The sequence below is a fragment of the Prauserella cavernicola genome, assembly GCF_016595675.1.
Taxonomy (GTDB): Bacteria; Actinomycetota; Actinomycetes; order Mycobacteriales; family Pseudonocardiaceae; genus Prauserella_A; species Prauserella_A cavernicola.
Genome location: NZ_JAENJH010000014.1, coordinates 22,902 through 39,770 on the forward strand (window position 1 = coordinate 22,902; position 16,869 = coordinate 39,770).

Annotated in this window: 14 protein-coding genes; 13 read left to right on the forward strand and 1 reads right to left on the reverse strand. The window is 69.4% G+C overall.

What is annotated here, in order from left to right; genetic code table 11:
• The first annotated feature begins 88 nt into the window (after positions 1 to 88).
• The 3 genes from JHE00_RS35725 to JHE00_RS32855 all read left to right on the forward strand — a co-directional run bounded on the left by JHE00_RS35725 (position 89) and on the right by JHE00_RS32855 (position 4,018).
• The gene (locus JHE00_RS35725; protein ID WP_200325803.1) at positions 89 to 850 is read left to right on the forward strand and encodes a FadR/GntR family transcriptional regulator; all 762 of its coding nucleotides are present in this window, start codon (positions 89 to 91) and stop codon (positions 848 to 850) included.
• A 191-nt stretch (positions 851 to 1,041) separates the two neighbouring features.
• Entirely contained in the window at positions 1,042 to 2,433 is a 1,392-nt protein-coding gene (locus JHE00_RS32850) for an aspartate aminotransferase family protein (protein ID WP_200325805.1), read from the forward strand.
• A 22-nt stretch (positions 2,434 to 2,455) separates the two neighbouring features.
• Complete coding sequence (locus tag JHE00_RS32855; protein WP_200325806.1) at positions 2,456 to 4,018, forward strand: CoA-acylating methylmalonate-semialdehyde dehydrogenase; 1,563 nt, start codon at positions 2,456 to 2,458, stop codon at positions 4,016 to 4,018.
• 87 nt (positions 4,019 to 4,105) lie between these two features.
• Here JHE00_RS32855 and JHE00_RS32860 read toward each other — a convergent pair whose 3' ends face one another.
• Positions 4,106 to 5,320 carry a CaiB/BaiF CoA transferase family protein gene (locus JHE00_RS32860; RefSeq protein WP_200325808.1) on the reverse strand — a complete coding sequence of 405 codons (1,215 nt, stop codon included), beginning with the start codon at positions 5,318 to 5,320 and terminating at the stop codon, positions 4,106 to 4,108.
• 72 nt (positions 5,321 to 5,392) lie between these two features.
• On the opposite strand from JHE00_RS32860, the gene JHE00_RS32865 reads away from it, so the two are divergent.
• The 10 genes from JHE00_RS32865 to JHE00_RS32910 all read left to right on the forward strand — a co-directional run bounded on the left by JHE00_RS32865 (position 5,393) and on the right by JHE00_RS32910 (position 16,800).
• On the forward strand, positions 5,393 to 6,208 hold the full coding sequence (locus JHE00_RS32865) for an IclR family transcriptional regulator (protein ID WP_200325810.1): 816 nt from the start codon (positions 5,393 to 5,395) through the stop codon (positions 6,206 to 6,208).
• 93 nt (positions 6,209 to 6,301) lie between these two features.
• Entirely contained in the window at positions 6,302 to 7,366 is a 1,065-nt protein-coding gene (locus tag JHE00_RS32870; RefSeq protein WP_200325812.1) for a C45 family autoproteolytic acyltransferase/hydrolase, read from the forward strand.
• Between the two features lie 39 nt (positions 7,367 to 7,405).
• On the forward strand, positions 7,406 to 8,530 hold the full coding sequence (gene solA / locus JHE00_RS32875; RefSeq protein WP_200325814.1) for an N-methyl-L-tryptophan oxidase: 1,125 nt from the start codon (positions 7,406 to 7,408) through the stop codon (positions 8,528 to 8,530).
• A 42-nt stretch (positions 8,531 to 8,572) separates the two neighbouring features.
• Complete coding sequence (locus JHE00_RS32880) at positions 8,573 to 8,962, forward strand: cupin domain-containing protein (RefSeq protein WP_200325816.1); 390 nt, start codon at positions 8,573 to 8,575, stop codon at positions 8,960 to 8,962.
• A 204-nt stretch (positions 8,963 to 9,166) separates the two neighbouring features.
• Entirely contained in the window at positions 9,167 to 10,717 is a 1,551-nt protein-coding gene (locus JHE00_RS32885; RefSeq protein WP_200325818.1) for an ABC transporter substrate-binding protein, read from the forward strand.
• Positions 10,718 to 10,780: 63 nt separating this feature from the next.
• Positions 10,781 to 11,719 (forward strand): ABC transporter permease, encoded by a 939-nt coding sequence (locus JHE00_RS32890; RefSeq protein ID WP_200325820.1) that lies wholly within the window; start codon positions 10,781 to 10,783, stop codon positions 11,717 to 11,719.
• Positions 11,712 to 13,388 (forward strand): dipeptide/oligopeptide/nickel ABC transporter permease/ATP-binding protein, encoded by a 1,677-nt coding sequence (locus JHE00_RS32895; RefSeq protein WP_200325822.1) that lies wholly within the window; start codon positions 11,712 to 11,714, stop codon positions 13,386 to 13,388. Before JHE00_RS32890 ends, JHE00_RS32895 begins: the two co-directional genes overlap by 8 nt.
• Positions 13,385 to 14,197: an ABC transporter ATP-binding protein gene (locus JHE00_RS32900; RefSeq protein ID WP_200325824.1), complete on the forward strand. Its 813-nt coding sequence runs from the start codon at positions 13,385 to 13,387 to the stop codon at positions 14,195 to 14,197. Before JHE00_RS32895 ends, JHE00_RS32900 begins: the two co-directional genes overlap by 4 nt.
• Positions 14,190 to 15,188, forward strand: coding sequence for a dipeptidase (locus tag JHE00_RS32905; protein WP_200325826.1), 999 nt, complete (start codon positions 14,190 to 14,192; stop codon positions 15,186 to 15,188). The genes JHE00_RS32900 and JHE00_RS32905 overlap by 8 nt, the downstream gene beginning before the upstream one ends.
• Before the next feature lie 28 nt (positions 15,189 to 15,216).
• Positions 15,217 to 16,800 carry an amidohydrolase gene (locus JHE00_RS32910; RefSeq protein WP_200325828.1) on the forward strand — a complete coding sequence of 528 codons (1,584 nt, stop codon included), beginning with the start codon at positions 15,217 to 15,219 and terminating at the stop codon, positions 16,798 to 16,800.
• The last annotated feature ends 69 nt before the right edge of the window (positions 16,801 to 16,869 follow it).

The following is a 16,869-nucleotide window of genomic DNA, read 5'->3' on the forward strand; positions in this document are numbered from 1 at the left end:
GACCAGGAGCCGACTGGTAAAATCGCAGCTCGGTCACGCCGCCACCCTGGGTCCAACGGCGCCGTCGCCGCCGGGGAAGCATGTGAGCATGGAGGACAGGGTCGTGGAGTTCTCCGAGGTCACCAAGCGCAGCGCCTACGAGTCGATCGTCGCGCAGATCGAGCAGGCGATCGATGAGCGCAAGTTCCAGGTGGGCGACCGCCTGCCGAGCGAGCGGCGGCTGATGGAGCAGTTCGGGGTCAGCCGCCCCACGGTGCGCGAAGCGATGCGCGTTCTCCAGGCCACCGGCGTGCTGTCCTCGGGTGCCGGGGATCCGCGAGGCCCCCAGGTACTCGGCTACTCCCCCGTGGTCCTTCGCAAGTCACTCGGCCGGCTGGCGCGGACCGGCTCGACCTCACGGGTCGAGCTCCTGCAGTTCCGGCTCTCCCTCGAGTCCACCGGTTGCCTGCTCGCCGCGCACAACCGCACCGACCAGGATCTCGCCGACATGCGGACGGCGCGCACAGCGATCCTCGGCATCGCCCAGCCAGGTTCCGAGGCGGGCCGCATCATCGAGGCGTACCAGGCGACGATCCGGCGCGCCTCCGGCAATCAGCTGATCGAGATCACCGGTGCAGTCCTCGCCGGGGTGATCGGCGAACTCGTCGACCAGCGACTCGAGTCAGCGCCCCAGGATCGTGCCGAGCGGATCCGGGTGGCCGACCATTACGCGGGGCAGGTCCTCCAGGCCATCGAGGTGAAAGACGGAGCCCGGGCCGCCCACGCGGTGAGGACCGGCATCGTGGCGTACTACGACGACGACCTCAGCGCCGAGGAACGCGCTGCGATCGCGCCGGTGCTCACGGCGTAGCCGAGCAGGCTCGGGGTCTGGACAGCGACACTGCCGACCCTTCGACACTGTGTTCAGAGGTCGGCACACCGCCCGACACAGTGCCGGTCCCGGGTGTGCGCCCGCCCACCGCATGATCGTCGCAAGTGACGAGCCTTCCCGCCGAAGCCCGTTGAGGCACTCGGCTGACCACACTCACCCGAGGTGACGAGATGACGACCACCGAGCAGTCCGTCGCGAGCACGCCGAGCCCGGCCGCGGACAGCGCCGCACGCAACCTGTGGATGCACTTCGCGCGGATGGGCGACCACCCGGCCCGCCCGGTGCCGGTGATCACCCGCGGCGAGGGCGCCTACATCTACGACGACCGCGACCGCCGCATCCTCGACGGCCTCTCCGGCCTGTTCGTGGTCCAGGCCGGCCACGGGCGGCGCGAACTGGCCGACGCCGCGGCGACGCAGGCCGAGACACTCTCGTACTTCCCCGTCTGGGGGTTCGCCACACCGCCGGCGGCCGAGCTCGCCGAGCGGCTCGCCGACCTCGCCCCCGGCGACCTGAACCGGGTCTTCTTCACCACCGGCGGCGGCGAGGCCGTCGAATCGGCGTGGAAGGTGGCCAAGCAGTACTTCAAACTGCGCGGAGAACCGGCCAAGCACAAGGTGATCAGCCGGGCCGTCGCCTACCACGGCACGCCACAGGGCGCGCTCGCGATCACCGGCGTGCCGAAGATGAAGAAGGACTTCGAGCCGCTGACGCCGGGCGCGTTCCGTGCGGCGAACACCAACGCCTACCGCAACCCGCAGTTCGACGGCGATCCGGAAGGGTTCGGCCGCTGGGCGGCGGACCGCATCGAGGAGGCCATCCTGTTCGAGGGCCCCGAGACGGTGGCCGCGGTGTTCCTCGAGCCCGTGCAGAACTCAGGCGGTTGCCTCACTCCGCCCCCCGGCTACCTCGCCCGAGTCCGGGAGATCTGCGATCGGCACGACGTTCTGCTCGTGTCCGATGAGGTCATCTGCGCCTTCGGCCGGCACGGCCACACGTTCGCCTGCACCAAGTTCGGCTTCGTGCCCGACATCATCACCTGCGCCAAGGGCATGACCTCGGGCTACAGCCCCATCGGCGCGATGATCGCGAGCGAGCGCGTGATGGAGCCGTTCCTCGCCGACAAGGTCTCCTTCGCCCACGGCTACACCTTCGGCGGGCACCCGGTGTCCGCCGCGGTGGCGTTGGCGAACCTCGACCTGATCGAGCGGGAACGGCTCAACCAGCGGGTCCTCGACAACGAGCAGGCGCTCGGCGACACGTTGCGGAAGCTGCTCGACCTTCCGATCGTCGGTGATGTTCGCGGCGACGGGTACTTCTGGGCGATCGAACTGGTGAAGGACAAGTCCACCAGGGAGACCTTCGACGCCGCGGAGCGGGAACGCCTCGTCCGGGGCTTCCTGCCGGCCGCACTGTTCGGCAATGGGCTCTACTGCCGCCCGGACGACCGCGGCGACGTGGTGATCCAGCTCGCGCCGCCGCTGATCTGCGGCCCGGCCGAGTTCGCCGAAATGGAGCAGATCCTGCGCCAGACGCTCACCGACGCCGCCGGCGTTCTCTGAATCTGCTCACCTAGGAGAGTCGATGATCACCTTGTACCACTGGGCCGACGGCCAGAAGGTCGACGGCAAGTCCGGCCGGTTCTCGGACGTCACCAACCCGGCGACCGGTGAGGTCACCGCGTCGCTACCGCTCGCCTCGTCCGAGGAAGCCGACGAGGTGATCGCGGCGGCCGCGGCCGCGTTCCCGGCGTGGCGGGACACCTCGCTGGCCAGCCGGTCGCAGATCCTGTTCCGGTTTCGCGAGCTGCTCAACGCGCGCTCGGCCGAACTGGCCGCCATCATCACCTCCGAACACGGCAAGGTCCTCTCCGACGCCGCCGGTGAGGTCGCCCGTGGCCAGGAGGTCGTGGAGTTCGCGTGTGGCGCGCCGCATCTGTTGAAGGGGTCGTCGACGGAGAACGCGTCGACGAACGTGGATGTGGCCTCGATCCGGCAGCCGCTGGGCGTCGTCGGGATCATCTCCCCGTTTAACTTCCCTGCCATGGTGCCGATGTGGTTCTTCCCGATCGCGATCGCCGCGGGAAACACCGTGGTGCTCAAACCGTCGGAGAAGGTTCCGACCGCCGCGTTGTGGATCGCCGAGTTGTGGAAGGAGGCGGGTCTGCCCGACGGCGTGTTCAACGTCCTCAACGGTGACAAGACCGCCGTCGACGCCCTGCTGAGTTCGTCCGACGTAAAAACGATCAGCTTTGTCGGATCGACCCCGATCGCCCGCTACGTCTACGAGACCGGCACCGCGCACGGAAAAAGGGTGCAGGCCCTGGGCGGTGCGAAGAACCACATGGTGGTGCTGCCCGACGCCGACCTGGACCTGGCGGCCGACCAAGCGATCAACGCGGGCTTCGGCTCGGCCGGTGAGCGATGCATGGCGATCTCGGCACTGGTGGCCGTGGGCGATATCGCGGACACTCTCGTCTCGAAGATCAAGGACCGCGCGGTCGCACTGCGCACCGGGGACGGAACTCGCGGGTGTGACATGGGGCCGCTGGTGACGTCCGTTGCGCAGCAGCGTGTTTCGGCCTACATCGACGCGGGCGAGTCGGCGGGCGCCACGCTGGTGGTCGACGGGCGTCAGGGATCGTTCGACGCCACCGGGTCCGGGTTCTTCGTGGGCCCGACTCTGTTCGACCACGTCGAGACCGGCATGTCGATCTACACGGACGAGATCTTCGGACCGGTGCTCTCGGTGGTCCGCGTGGACAGCTACGAGGACGCCGTCGAGCTGATCAACGCGAACCCGTACGGCAACGGGACCGCGATCTTCACCAACGACGGTGGTGCGGCGCGCAGGTTCCAGAACGAGGTCCAGGTCGGGATGATCGGCATCAACGTGCCGGTGCCCGTCCCGATGGCCTACTACTCCTTCGGGGGCTGGAAGAACTCACTGTTCGGCGACACCCACGCCCACGGCACCGAGGGATTCCACTTCTTCACCCACGGCAAGGTCGTGACCTCCCGCTGGCCCGCCCCATCGCACGGCGGCATCAACCTGAACTTCCCGCAGAACACCGTACCGGGCACCACCGCGATCACCAGGTCCGTGACGAAGCCGCGGTGGCAGAGTCACCAGGCGAACGCCGAGTAGGACAGGGTCACCGTCGAGTCAGAGCCAGGTTCGCGGCGACGCACGTCGCCGCGAACCCTCTCCCGCCGGCGCGAAGGGCCGGTCCGCTCAGTCCGAACCGGCCGGACAGGTGATCACACCCCGCTCCCTGAGCTCGGCGACCCGGTCGGGCCGGACACCGAGCTCCTCCAGGACTTCGAGCGTGTGCTCGCCGAGTTCCGGCGGCGGCAGCCCGCGGTCGCCGCGCGCGCCGTCGACGGTGATCGGCGTGTCCACGAGCCGCAACCCGTCGATCGGTGAACCGGGGACGGCGCGCAGCAGATCCAGCGCGGCGAGCTGGGAATCCGTGGCCAGGTCGGCGATCGAGCGCACCCGGCTGCAGGGAATGCTCCTGGCCTGCAGGCGTTTCTCCCATTCCCCTGCCGGACGTCGCCGCAGCGCCGGAGCGAGCAGCCCGCACAGCTCGAAACGGTGGGCGACGCGGTCGGGGTTGGTGGTGAACCGCGGATCCGTGACGAGCTCGGGCAGCCCGAGCTCACCGGCGAGCCTGCGGAAGAGCTCGTCGTTGGGCGCGGCGAGCATGAGCCGGTGGTCCGCGGTGTCGAAGACCTCGTAGGGCGAGATGAACGGGGTCGCGGTTCCCTGGCGGCGCGGGGCGACTCCGGTGCCGAGGTAGCCGGCCAGGTGGTAGGACAGCCACCACGTGGCGGTCTCGAAGAGACTGCTCCGCACGTGAGCGCCCCGCCCGGTCCGCTCCCGGTCGGCGAGTGCGGCCTGGATGCCGACCACGCTCCAGATCGCGGCCCCGAGGTCGATCGCGCCGATGCCGAGGCGCACCGGGTCCGCGTCCGGATCGCCGGTGAGATCCATGATTCCGGTGTCCGCCTGCAGGATCGGGTCGTAGCCGGGCAGCTCGCTCTTGGGCCCCCGGTCGCCGTAGGCACTGATGGAACAGTAGACCAGGCGTGGATTCGTCTCGGCGAGTTCCTCGTAGCCGAGGCCGCGGCGGGACAGCGCTCCTGGCTTGAAGCTCTCCACGACCACGTCGGCGGAGGCGGCGAGGGCACGCACGATCTCCCGGCCACCCGGGTCGTCGAGGTTCACGGCGACGCTTCGCTTGTTCCTGTTCGCCGCCAGGTAGGTGGCGCTGCGACCGTCCCACTCCGGTGGACGCCACCTCCTGGTGTCGTCGCCACCGGCGGGGTGCTCGATCTTCGTGACCTCGGCGCCGAGGTCCCCCAGGGTCATGGTGCAGAAGGGACCGGCGAGGTTGCGGGTGAGGTCCAGTACGCGTATTCCGCGCAGCGTCGTCGCCAGACTCATCGCCAATCCTCCTCTTGTGAGGAACATTTGTACGCTGTTACGGTACACCAATTCAGCGGTCTGGAGGGTCGCATGACGGAGCGGAGCGCTCGGGCGGGACAGCGGGAACGCAACCCCATCGCGGCACTGTCCCGAGTGCTCGCAGCGCTCGCCGAGTCCGAACACGACAGTGTGGGTGTCCGGGAACTGGCCAGGATTCTCAACTCCGCACCCAGTTCGGTGCATCGCACGCTCGCGGCCGCACAGGAGGTCAGCCTCGTCTCGCCCAACGCGGCCGACCGCTGGGAACTCGGCTGGGAGCTGCACCGCATCGCCTCGCTGGCCGCCCGCAAGACGCCGTACCGCGCCGCGGCGGCCGACATCCTCGACGACCTCGCGACGAGCACCGGCGAATCGGCACTGCTCGCCGTCTACGACGCGAAGCGACTGGCCAGGATGTGGGTCGCCACCGCGGCGAGCAAGCACAGCGTCCGCTTCGTTCCCCGGCTCTACGAGTGGTTGCCCGCGCACGCGGGAGCGGGCGGGCTCGCGATCCTGGCCCACCGCCCCGAAACCGAACTCGACGAACTGCAACGGCGCGGCCTCGGCAGGTTCACCGAGACCACGATCACCAGCCGCGCGGAGCTCGACCAGGTACTGGACCAGGTGCGCGCGGACGGGTACCGAATCAGCCGCAACGAGGTCAATCTCGGCGCCGTCGGGGTCGCCGCGCCGATCACGACGCACACCGGCGTGACGAGCAGTCTCGCGCTGATCGTCCCGCAGCAACGGTTCACCACCGCGATGGAACGCGAGCTGCCCGCTCGCGTGCTCAACGCGGCCGAGAAGCTCGCGCAACGGCTCGGTGACCCGGTTTTCGGGTTGCCCCACGAAGGAACGGAAAGCTGACCGTTTGTCCATAATAGACAGGAGCGGACTGGCGCGCGCGGTGGCCTGACCGTGGCCGCCGTGTCCCGGTCGCGCACACCGAGAGGGAGACCGATGAGCGTTCCCGTACTCGATCTCGCGAACGACCCGGCGCTGCGCGGCAGCCAGCAGGGCGAGGCGCTGCGCGCCGACATCGAACACAACATCGCGCTATACCTCGACGTGTTCGCGAGCCTCGGCCTGGACATCGAGGAGCTCACGGAGCAGGCCCTGTGCTGGCTACCCCACCTGCGGCGCCAGGACGCCGAGTTCAGCGCGGAGGTCGAGGGCATCGCCGAGGGGGCTGCCCGCCCGCTCGCCGAGGTGGTCATGCTCAACGTCCGCTACGAGCTGATCATCGGCATGCTGGCGCGTCGCGGCCGCGCACCGGCCGGTGTCGACGGGTGCACGTCATTCGGTCTGCTCGCCCACCGCAGCGACACCGGAACCCCGGTGCTCGGCCAGAACTGGGACTGGATGCCCGGCGCGCGCACCTACGTCGCGCGGGTACGCAGGACAGGCGGGCCGGACTTCCTCGGCCACGCCGAGGCCGGAACCGGAGCGGCGACCCAGCAGGGAGTCAACGAGCACGGCATCGGCGTGGTCATCAACGCGCTCATGGCGGCAGGCGACTCCCGCCACCCCTACCAGCGGCCGTTCCGGCTCCGGGTGCGCGACATCCTCAGCGCGACCACGCTCGGCCAGGCGATCAAGGCCGTGTCCGGCAGCAACCGGACGGTGTCGATGAACTTCCTGATCGGCCATCGGCTCGACGAGATCGTCGACATCGAGGCGGGACCGGACACGGCGGCCTGCCTGCTGCCCGCCGACGGAATCCTCACCCACGCCAACCACTTCGCGCGGCTGGACATCGACAGCAACGCGCTGCGCGAGTGGCCGAGCACGGTGTATCGCGGCCCTCGGCTGGACCGGCTGTTGCGCCGCCACGCCACGCTCGACCGCAAGCACCTCCACGAATGCCTCGCCGACCCGCTGCTCTGTGCCAGGGCCGACCCGGACACCCCCGGGAGCACGGCGACCCTCAACGCCATCCTGATCGACCTCGAACGCAGGTCGGTCGCGGTCACCGCGGGGCCGCCGGACACCCACGAGTTCGACGAGCACCTCCTCGATCCCTGATCAGCGACTCGCCAGCGCCACCGGAAGGGGAACCACCGCATGGAGTCATTCGACGTCGCCGTCGTCGGCATGGGCGCGCTGGGCAGCGCCGCCGCCTATCACCTCGCGCGCAAGGGCGTCGAGGTCGTCGCGTTCGAGCAGTTCGAACTCGGCCACGTGCGCGGAGCCTCGCACGACACCTCGCGCATCATCAGGACCTCGTACGGGGCGCCACAGTACGTCCGCCTCGCGAAGTCGGCCTACGAGGACTGGGCCGACCTCGAGAAAGTCGCGGGCGAACGGTTCGTGACCACAACCGGCGGTCTCGTCTTCTGCCCGGTGGACGGAACCGTCTCCGCCGACGACTTCGCGACGAGCCTTACCGCCGAGGACGTCTCCTACGAACTGCTGCGGCCGGAGGACGTGCACGCCCGCTGGCCGCAGTTCCGGATCCCGGACAACGTGCAGACGGTCTACACCCCCGACACCGGCATCGTCAACGCGTCCCGCTCGGTCGCCGCACTGCAGATGCAGGCGAGGGCACACGGCGCCGTGATCAAGGCCCGCACTCCGGTGCACCGCCTGTCCCCCGGCGACTCCGGCGTCGTCCTGCACACCGAGCACGGCGACGTGCACGCGAGAAAGGTCGTCCTCGCGACGGACGCGTGGACCAACACCTTGCTCGAGCCGCTCGGCGCCGCCATCCCGCTGGTCACCATGCAGGAGCAGGTCACCTACTTCAAACCGGCGGAGGTGGACGCGTTCGACCGCGAGCGCTTCCCCGTGTGGATCTGGGAGGACGCCGAGTGTTTCTACGGATTCCCGACCTACGGCGAACCGACGATCAAGGCCGCACGCGATGCGTCCTACAACCTGATGAGCCCGGACGAGCGTACTTTTGTGCCGTCACCGGAACTGCTCGAGCAGCTCTCGTCGTTCGTGCGCGGCCTCATTCCCCACAGTGGACAGTCGCTGCGCACTGTGACCTGTCAGTACGCGCTCACCCCGAACCGCCGGTTCGTCATCAGCCCCGTGGGCAAGCACCCGGACATCATCGTCGGGCTGGGAGCCGGGCACGCCTTCAAGTTCACGCCGGCGATCGGCCGGGTACTGGCCGAGCTCGCGACCGACGGCAGCACCAGCGAGGACATCTCCACCTTCACCGAACCGGCCCCGGCCGCGTAGCGGCACGGGTTCCGCGTCGCGAGCCAGGACAGGAGGCCGTTGATGCCCACAGCACCAGCCGATCCCGTGCTCGACCGCGCCCCGGGCGAGGTCCGGGACATCCGATGCGCGCACGGCGGGCACGGGACGACGCGGTATCGCCGCGTCGCCGGAACTCCCGGATCGCCGTTCTACACAGTGGATTGGGAGTTTCCCGCCGGCACCAGCGAGGGGCCGCACGACCACCGTGCCGACGGGATCGGCGTCGAGCACTACCACGTCGTTGGCGGGACACTCGTGATCGTCGTGGACGGAGTCCGGCACGAACTCGGCGAGGGAGACGCACTCGCGATCCCGCGGCAGCCGGTGCGGGAGGTCCGCAACGAGTCGCACCACGCGGCCCGGCTGTTGCTGGTGGTCGAACGACTGAAACCCGTCGGCCAAAGATCTTGACGCACACGGATTCCGGGCTACTCTACCTGTTTAAGCGTACGCATGTTCGCTTGTAGCGACACGGTTTTCCGTGACGTCAACGGAGGCAACGCCGCCGCACGGGCCGCAGCGCGGTCGCGGTGACCAGGCCGCACCGCGCGCGGCAGAGCCACACCCCAGGTAGCCGGGGCACCGACCCCACCACCATCTACCTCGAGGACTCTCATGACGAACAAGGTTCGAGCGCTCGGCGTCGCGGCCGCTGTCACCGTCGGGCTCTCCGCGTGCACCACGGGCGGCGCCGGCGGCACGGGCACGATCCAGACCGCGATCAACGCCGCTCCGACGACGTTCAGCCCGTGGACGGCGGAGACCCGGGACGACTACGACGTCAGCCGCCTGCTGTTCGACACACTCGTGCGGCGCGGCGCGGACAACAAGATCGTGCCCGCGCTGGCGACCTCCTGGGAATCGACGCCGACCGAGGCGTCGTTCACCATCCGCGACGGAGCCACGTGTGCGGACGGCACTCCGATCACGGCCGAGGTGGTCCAGAACTCGCTGCACGCGATGGCGACGGCCGAGGGCTCCGTGTTCCGGAAGATCGTGTTCGGACCGGGCCGGCCGACGATCTCGGCCGACAACGCGGCGAAGACCGTGACCGTCGAGCTGGCACAGCCGTGGCAGGACCTGGTGCAGGGGATGAGCCTCGTGGCCACCGGCATCGTCTGCCCCGCCGGCCTGGAGAACCCCGAGGGACTGCGTCGGGGCTCGGTCAAGGGCGCGTTCTCCGGGCCGTACGTGCTCAGCGCCAGCTCGCACGGTGTGTCCTACACCTTCGCACTGCGCAAGGGTTTCACGGGCTGGCCGGACTACGGTGACACGGCGTCACGGGGCAAGCCGGCACAGACCGTCCAGGTCGACGTGATGCCGAACGGATCCTCGCGGGCGAACGCTCTGCTCACCGGCGGCATGGACATCGGGACGATCAGCACGCAGGACATGACCCGCTTCGACGGCGACGAGGGCTACACCGCGCAACGGCTGCCCTCCAGCAGCCTGTTCGTGCTCTTCAACGAACGTGAGGGCACCGTCTTCGCCGACGAGGAGGTCCGCAGGGCGGTGGTCCAGACGTTGAGCCGCAAGTCGTTCAACAGTGCCGCGACCGCGGGTCTGGGAGATCTCGCGACCACGTTCAGCCACGACGCGGTCCCCTGCGCCAGCACCGATTCCTCCGTCCTCATCGAACAGGACGTCGAGGCGGCCAAGCCGGTGTTGCGCGGCAAGACGATCCGGATCCTCGGGCTGGAGGTGATCGGGCCGCAGGGCGCGGGCAACACCTACATCGCCGAGGCGCTGCGCGCGGCCGGGGCCACGGTGGAGATCGACAACGTCGACGTCGCCACGTGGTCGACCACCGGTACGGGCGAACCCGACGCGTGGGACCTCACCGTCTTCGCCGGGATCAACGCGGGCGGCACGATGTACGGCGCGCTCTCGCCCGTGGTGGGGCCACCGACCGAGGCGGGCGGAGCGAACTGGTCGGGCACCGAGCACAAGGACGTGCTGGCGATGGTCGACGAGGCGATGCGGGAGCCCGACGACCGCACGAGATGCGGTATCTACCAACGGGTCCAGGAGACGCTGATCGAGGGGGCGCACGTGATGCCCCTGTCCTATCTCCCCGCTCAGCTCACCACCCGGTCCGGCTTCTCGGTTCAGGTCCACAACGACCAGGTCGACGTGGCGACGATGCAGATCGACGGCGAGGGCTGAGCCGTGAGCATCTCGCAGTCACCCCACCCAGTGCCGCGGACGGCCCTGCGGGACAGTCCGTGGTTGCGGTTCGGGCTCCAGCGGCTGACCGGGCTGCTGGTGTCGTTCGTCCTGCTGGTGACGGTGACGTTCGTGATCATCCCGCTCATCCCGGGGGACCCGGCGGCGGCCATCGCGGGCCCGGAGGCCAGCGGAGCGGAGATCGCGCGGATCCGCGGGGAGCTCGGACTGGACCAGCCCCTGCACGTCCAGTTCTTCGACTACGTCGGCGGGCTGCTGACTCTGGACCTCGGGACGTCGTTCGCGAGTGGACAGGACGTCTCGGCCATGATCCTCGCCCGGCTGCCGTTCACCGGGCAGCTGGCGCTGTTCGCCATCCTGCTGACGCTGATCGTCTCGGTGCCGGTGGGCATGCTGGTCGCCGTCCTCACCCACGGCGGGCGCAGGCCCTGGCTCGACCACGTGTTCAACGCGGTGACGAGCCTGGTCTACTCGGTGCCCCAGTACGTGATGGCCACGCTGCTCGTCTCGGTCTTCGCCGTCGGCTTCCGGATCTTTCCGGCGGCCGGAGCGGAAACCCTGCTGTCATTGGTACTTCCGACACTGGCGCTCATGCTGCTGCCCATCTGCGTCGTCTCCCGGGTGGTACGCCGCGAGACCACGGTCGTGCTGGACCAGGACTACATCCGCACCGCACGGGGGTGGCGGATCGGCAGGGTCCGCATGTTCGGCCGGTACGTGCTGCCGAACGTCATCACCACCACCCTCACCCTGTCCGGCCTCATCCTGGCCTCGCAACTCGGTGGTGCGGTGGTCATCGAGACGGTGTTCGCGTGGCCGGGGCTGGGACAGGGCATCGTCGACGCCTTCCTGGCGCGCGACTACCCCGTCATCCGGGGCACGATCCTCGTCCTCGGCCTGCTGGCGACCCTGATCATCATCGTGGTGGACGTCATCCTCGCGATCGTCGACCCCCGCACGGTGGAGGCCGACCATGACTAAGCTCGCGCGCCGAGGGCTGTGGACTCCGTCCATGGCCGGTGGCCTCCTGCTCGGCCTGGGCCTGCTCGTGGCCGCGATCCTGGCACCGGTGCTGCTGGCGGAGCCCGCCGAGCAGCTGACCGACGCGGCCGGGCAACCACCCAGCGCCGAGCACTGGCTGGGCACGGACAACCTGGGACGCGACAACCTGGCCAGGGCGCTGGTGGCCACCCGCCTCACCCTGCTGATGACGGCGGGCGCCACGGCGATCGCCGTCGTGGGCGGCATCGTCGTGGGCGTGGGGGTCTGGCTGTCGGGGCCGCGGGTCCGCAAGGTCGGACTGCGGCTGCTGGAAACGGCGGTGGCCTATCCCAGCCTGATTTTCGCACTGGTCATCGCGGCCATCCTGCGGCCAGGGGTCGTCTCGAGCGTCGTCGCGATCGGAGTGGCGGGCATCCCGAGCTTCGCGCGGCTGACGGCGAACCTCGCGGCGAAGATCTCCACCACCGACTACGTCACCACGGCCAGGCTGCTCGGGGTCTCGCCGAGGGCCGTCGCCCTGCGCCACGTGCTGCCGAACATGGCCGAGCCGCTGCTGATCCTGGCCACCACGGTCTTCTCGCTGTCGCTGGTGGAGCTGTCGGCGCTGTCGTTCATCGGACTCGGTGTCCAGTCCCCGGACTACGACTTCGGCCTGCTGCTGAACGAGAGTCTCACGCAGATCTACACCCAGCCGACGTCGGTGCTCGGTCCGTCCGTGATGATCGTGCTCACCGGAGTGGCCGTGATGCTGCTCGGGGACGCGCTCGCCGCGAGGGCCAACCCCAGACAAGGCAGGCGGGCCGTGCGCAACCCCGCGGGCCCGCCGGTCGTCGAGATCCCGGACGGGGACACCGCGCTGGTCCGCGTCGAGGACCTGCGCGTCCGGGTTCCCGGCGGCGCGGAGCTCGTCAAGGGGGTCTCGCTGACGATCGAGCCCGGCGAGGTGGTCGGGCTGGTCGGCGAGTCCGGCTCCGGCAAGTCGCTCACCGCCATGTCGGTGGCCGGGCTGCCGCCCGCGGAGCTCGAGGTCCGGGCGGACGTCCTGCGCGTGGACGACCTGAACATGCTGGGGCACCCGGACCGGGGCCGGCTCGGCCGGGAGATCTCGATCATCTACCAGGACCCGGGCACCACGTTCAACCCGTCACTACGGATGGGTGTGCAGCTCACCGAGGTGCTGCGCACACACCTGGGAGTGGGGCGAGGACGGGCCAACAAGCTCATCGCCGACGCGCTGGCGCAGGTGAACATCAGCGAGCCCGAGCGCAGGCTGCGCCAGCATCCGCACAAACTCTCCGGCGGCATGCGACAACGCGGCATGATCGCCACCACCCTGGTCACGACCCCGAAACTGATCGTGGCCGACGAACCGACCACGGCGCTCGACGTCACCGTCCAGCACGAGGTCCTGCGGCAGTTCCGCAGGATCCACCGCGAGCAGGGCGCCGCGATGCTGTTCATCTCCCACGATCTGGGCGTCGTCCAGGAACTGTGCGACCGGATCCTGGTGATGCGCCACGGCGAGATCGTGGAGCAGCTCACGCCCGGCCAGCTGCGCGAGGGCGACGTGCACCACCCCTACACCCAAGCACTCATGGACGCGGTTCTCGTGGTGGACACCTCGCCCGTGCGGCAGGAGTTCTCATGACGACGGTGGACAACACGAACCAGGTACCCGCGAGGGTCGGCACGAGGCCGGCCCTCGAGACCCGCGAGCTGCACGTGTCGTTCGGCCACAACCCGGTACTGCGGGACGTGAACCTCGTCGTGCCGTCCCACACCGCCGTCGGCCTGGTGGGCGAATCCGGATCCGGAAAGTCCACATTGGGCAAGACCGTGGTGGGGATCAACAGGCCACGCCAGGGCCAGGTCCTCGTCGACGGCGAGGACGTGGCCTCCGCGGGCAAGCGCCGTCGTGCCGAGCTGCGGCGCCAGGTTCAGTACATTCCGCAGGACCCCTTCTCCTCGCTGAGTCCTCGGCGCACCATCGGGCAGACCCTCGCCGAGGCCCTCGACCCGGGCAAGGCCAAGACGTCGCAGCACCAGGACCGGATCACCGAGGTGCTCGAGCAGGTCCGCCTCGGCGCCGACGCGATGGGCAAGTACCCGCACCAGTTCTCCGGCGGGCAACGGCAGCGCATCGCGATCGCCCGCGCCCTGATCCTCCAGCCCCGGTTGATCATCGCCGACGAGATCACCTCGGCACTGGACGTCTCTGTCCAGGCCGAGATCCTGACCCTGCTGCGATCGCTGAAAAGCACGACGGAGGCGTCGATGCTGTTCATCTCCCACAACCTGGCCGTCGTCCAGGCGCTGTGCGAGTACGTCGTCGTGCTGTACCAGGGTGTCGTCGTCGAACAGGGCAGTGTGGACGACGTGTACCGCGAGCCCCGGCACGACTACACCCGGGGGCTGCTCGCCTCCGTCCCCGGATCGGAGGGCTTCAGCCTTGACTGACGACAACGGCCCGCCGGTTCCGCAGCCGGGCGTGACGATCGACGGGTGCAACCCGAGCGACTGGGACTCACCGGAGGTCTTCGACCACCTCCGCCGGGGCGGGGTGAGCGCCACCAACGCGACCATCGCCATCTGGGAAGGGTTCACCGAGACCGTCGACGCCACCGCGGCCTGGCACCGCCGGTTCCGGGAGCACGCCGACAAGATCGTGCACGTACGCCGCGCCGAGGACATCCGCGCGGCCCACCGCCAGGACAAGGCGGGGATCATCCTGGGCTGGCAGAACATCTCGCCCATCGGCAACGACCTCGAACGCCTCGAGGCGTTCCACGTCCTCGGCGTGCGCATCGTCCAGCTCGCCTACAACATCAGAAACCTCGTCGCGAACGGGTGCTACGAACCGAACGACGACGGGCTGAGCCTCTTCGGGGTGAAGGCGGTCACCAAGCTCAACGAACTCGGGATCCTCGTGGACCTCTCGCACGTCGGCGACCGCAGCAGCCTGCACGCCATCGAGGTCTCCGAGCAGCCGGTGGCGTTCACGCACACCAACCTCCGTGAGTTCTTCGACAGCCCTCGCAACAAGCCGGCCGAGCTGATCCGTGCCCTGGTCTCGAAGGGCGGTGTGGTCGGCGCGAACGCCTTCCCCCAGTTCCTGCCGAGCGGCTTCGACGCCGACCTCGCCGAGTACCTCGACGGCGTCGAACGGCTCGTGGACGTCGCCGGGGTCGACCACGTCGGCATCGCCTCCGACTTCTGCGAGGGGCGCGGGTGGGACTTCTGGCCATATCTCGGCAGGCTGCACGGCACCACCCCGCACTTCGACATCTCCGTTCCCGCGGCCAACCCGGTGATCAAGGGCCTGCAGGGGAGCTTTGATCTGCCGAACGTCGCCGAGGGCCTGCGGGAGCGGGGCTACCGGGACGACGAGGTCGCCAAGATCATGGGCGGCAACTGGCTGCGCCTCTACCAGACGGTCTGGGGCGCCTGAAGCACGACGACACGCGGAAAGGAGAACGGTGGTCAGCCATCTGTTCGTCAATGCCAAGGTGTTCACCGGCCGCGATGAGACGGACTTCGCGTCCGCGTTCCGGATCACGGACGGATCGTTCAGCTGGGTCGGCGATCACTCGGAGGTTCGCGGCGAGCAGGCCGTCGACCTCGGCGGCCGGACCGTGCTCCCCGGTTTGCTGGACGTGCACACGCATCCGGCCGCGCTGGCCGCCCTCACCGACGCCGTGGACTGCCTGCCGCCGCAGGTGGTCTCGCTGGCTCAGCTGCTGGATCGGCTCCGCACCCACCGCAACCTCGGTGGCGGCGCCGACCAGTGGATCATCGGCAGGGGTTACGACGAAGCGCGCTACCCCGAGGGCCGCTCCCCCACCGCACACGATCTCGACCAGGTGTCGCTCACGCAGCCCGTCATCGTCAAGCGCTGTGACGGCCACACGGCGGTCTGCAACACCCGGGCGCTGGAGCTGGCCGGGATCACCTCGGCCACGCCCGACCCGGTCGGCGCGCGCTTCGAGCGCGACGAACAGGGCCGCCCCAACGGGATCCTGACCGAGCTGGAAGCGGTGCGGGCCGTGGAGCGGCTGCTCCCCGCGCTCGGCGGCGACGACCTGGCAGACCGGCTCGCCGGTCTCGACGAGCGCTTTCTGTCGCGCGGCATCGTCGGTGTCTGCGACCTGCGCGCGTCGACCCTGCCCGATCCACTGGCGACGTTCCGTGCCGCGCGAGCCCGCGGCCTCCGGCCACGCTGCACGCTGTACCTGGAATGGGATCCGGGCAGGCCACCGGACGACTTGTCCGATGAGGACAGACTGGGCCCGGTGCGGATCGGCGGGCTCAAGCTCTTCATGGACGGCGCGTACTCCAACCGCACGGCCTGGGTGAACGATCCCTATCCGGACTCGTGTGAGCACGGAATCCACACGGTGTCCGACGAGGACGCGCGTGCCGCCGTCGACTGGGCCCGGCGCAACCAGGTCCAGGTCGCGGTGCACGCGATGGGCGACCAGGCACTGGAGCACGTCGTCGAGCTGTTCGGCGAGGCCGAACCGTGGCTGGCTGGCAGGCCCTCCATCCGCCTGGAACACGCGACGCTGGTCTCCGCCGGGCTCATCGAGCGGATCACCAGCGCGAGGATGTCCTTCGGGATCGCGACCCACACGATCTTCCTGTACGCCGAACACGACAGCTACCGCGCCAATCTCAGTGCGGAGCAGGCGCGGGTGGCCTACCCGATCCGTTCGCTGTACCACGGTGTGCGGCCGCTCGCGCTCGCGTCCGACTGCCCCGCGACGGCGTGGAGCGACGCCGACAACGTCTTCGTCTCGGTCAAGGCCGCGGTCGCGCGCCGGGCGTACAACGGCGCCGACATCGGACAGGCCGAGGCGATCACGGTGCCGCAGGCGCTCTCGCTCTACACGGGCAGGGCACGCCACGTCGCCCCGCTCGGCCAGGTCGGGGTGATCGCACCGGGCTACGACGGCAGTTTCGTCGTCCTGGACCGCGACGTCTTCACCGTCGCGCACGAGGACATCGACCAGGTCCGGATCGACCAGACGTGGATCGAGGGAGCGCAGGTGTACGCCCGCTGACGGTCACGACAGGTACGCATCCGCTCGTTCCCCTTCTCCCCCACCACCTTCCAGTCCTAGGGTAGGAGC